General features: G+C 78.5%; 2 protein-coding genes. One reads left to right on the plus strand and one right to left on the minus strand.

Annotated features, from left to right (window positions below; all coding sequences use genetic code 11):
- Positions 1–1057 (minus strand): NAD-dependent epimerase/dehydratase family protein (locus HLB09_RS16120; RefSeq protein ID WP_171204327.1); only part of this gene is annotated, 1057 nt, incomplete at its 3' end.
- A 196-nt stretch (positions 1058–1253) separates the two neighbouring features.
- On the opposite strand from HLB09_RS16120, the gene fabG reads away from it, so the two are divergent.
- Positions 1254–2015 carry a 3-oxoacyl-ACP reductase FabG gene (gene fabG / locus HLB09_RS16125; RefSeq protein WP_171204328.1) on the plus strand — a complete coding sequence of 254 codons (762 nt, stop codon included), beginning with the start codon at positions 1254–1256 and terminating at the stop codon, positions 2013–2015.
- The last annotated feature ends 158 nt before the right edge of the window (positions 2016–2173 follow it).

Raw genomic sequence — 2173 nt, forward strand, 5'->3', positions numbered from 1 at the left:
CGCGGACGGCCCCGCGGGGCCTCAGGGGCGGGGTGCTCGCACCCCGGCCGCGGCCGAGCCCGTCGACGAGCTCGGTGAGCGCGTCCTGGGCCCGGACGGCCGGCTCCCAGCCCAGCTCGGCCCGGGCGAGCGCGGAGGACAGCAGCGGCACCTGCGTGAGCAGGTCCACCCACCCGGCCTCGGTCGGCTGCAGCCGGGCGCGCCACGTGGCGGTCGCGAGGGCGCGCAGCGCCCGGGCCGGCAGCCGGGGCACGCGCTGCGCCCGCACGGCGGCGGCGACGTCCATCCGGTCGACGACGGGCGGGGCGACGAGGTTGAACGGCCCCTGCGCACCGGTGCGCAGCACCCGCAGCACCGCCTCGGCGACGTCGTCGGCGTGGACGACCTGGAAGACGACCTCCTCCGGCAGCGGCAGCACCGGCAGGGTGACGCGCCCCACGAGGGACAGCGGCAGCAGCCCGCCGAGGAAGTAGCGGCCGATCTCCGAGCCGGCGTCGCCCTGCAGTACGAGCCCGGGCCGCAGCCGCGCGACGCGCGCACCCGGCACGGCGCGCTGCACCTCGTCGAGCACCCGCTCCGCGGCCACCTTCTGGCGGCTGTAGAGCGACGTCGGGACACCGGTCGTCGGCCAGTCCTCGCCCACGGCGTCGCGCGGCTGCCCGTCGGGGCCCGCGGCGCCGTCGGGGACGGGCGTCGCCCGCGGGGCGTAGGCGCCCACCGACGAGGCGTGCACGAGGTGGACCCCCGCGGCGGCGGCCGCCGTGGCCACCCGGCGGGTGCCGTCGACGTTTGCGGCGCGCAGCGCGGCCTCGTCGCGGCTCGGCTGCAGCAGCCACGCGAGGTGGACGACGGCGTCGGCGTCCGCCATCTCGCGCTCGAGCACCGGCACCGACGCGGGGGAGGCGAGGTCGGCGCCGACCCAGCGGACGCGCCCACCGGAGGAGGGCTCGGGCGGGCGCCGCACGAGGCCGACGACCTCCACGTCGTCCTCGCGGGCGAGGCGCCGGCGCAGCGCGGTGCCGAGGTTGCCGCTGGCTCCCGTGACGAGGACCTTCATGGGGCCCACCCTGGTGCCACCGGTGGCTGGCGACCACCAGGACACGCGCGGCCACCGGCCGCGGCCGCGGTGGACCCCGTGGGAGGCCGAGCGGCGGGTCGCCCCACGAGGTCGACCCGCGCCGCCCCGGCTACCGTGCCCGCGGTCGCCCCGCCCGGGGCGGCGGCGCAGACCCGCGACGGAGCAGGGGGAAGCCATGGCAGGCGTGCAGGGCAGGGTGGCGCTCGTCACCGGGGGCGGCCGGGGCATCGGTGCGGCGATCGGGCGGCGCCTCGCCGCCGGGGGCGCCGCGGTGGCGCTGCTCGACCTCGACGGCGAGCGCGCCGAGCGCGCGGCGGCCGACCTCGCCGCCACGGGCGCGCGGGCCCTCGGGCTCGCCGTCGACGTGACCGACGCCGACGCGGTCGCCGGCGGGGTCGAGCGGGTCGTGGCCGAGCTGGGCGGCCTCGACGTCGCCGTCAACAACGCGGGCGTCACCCGGGACAACCTGCTCTTCAAGATGAGCGAGGAGGACTGGGACACCGTCATGGCGGTGCACCTGCGCGGCGCCTTCCTCGTCTCGCGCGCCGTGCAGGCCCCGATGGTCGAGCAGAAGAGGGGCCGGATCATCAGCCTCTCGAGCGTCAGCGCCCTCGGCAGCCGGGGCCAGGCCAACTACTCGGCGGCCAAGATGGGCCTGCAGGGCTTCACCCGGACCCTCGCCGTGGAGCTGGGCCGGTTCGGGATCACCGCGAACGCCGTGGCTCCCGGCTTCGTCCAGAGCGACATGACGGACGCGACGGCTGCTCGCCTGGGGATGACGCCGGAGGCCTACCGCGAGGCGGTCGCCGAGCGCACGCCGGTCGGACGCATCGGCCAGCCCGAGGACATCGCCGAGGCGGTGGCCTTCCTCGCCTCCGACGAGGCGTCCTACGTCACCGGCCAGACGCTCTACGTCGACGGGGGCCAGACGCTGTGACACCAGACGCTGTGACACCAGACGCTGCGGGCTCCGCTCCCCCGGAGCGCGAGCGCCGGGACGACGCGCCCGACAGCGGGAGCGCCGACCCGGCCGACCCCGCCGCGCCCCTGTCCGCGACGGCGCGCACCGTCCGCGGCGCCGTCGACCCGGCGGCC

Source organism: Pseudokineococcus marinus, from assembly GCF_013004605.1.
GTDB classification, from domain to species: domain Bacteria; phylum Actinomycetota; class Actinomycetes; order Actinomycetales; family Quadrisphaeraceae; genus Pseudokineococcus; species Pseudokineococcus marinus.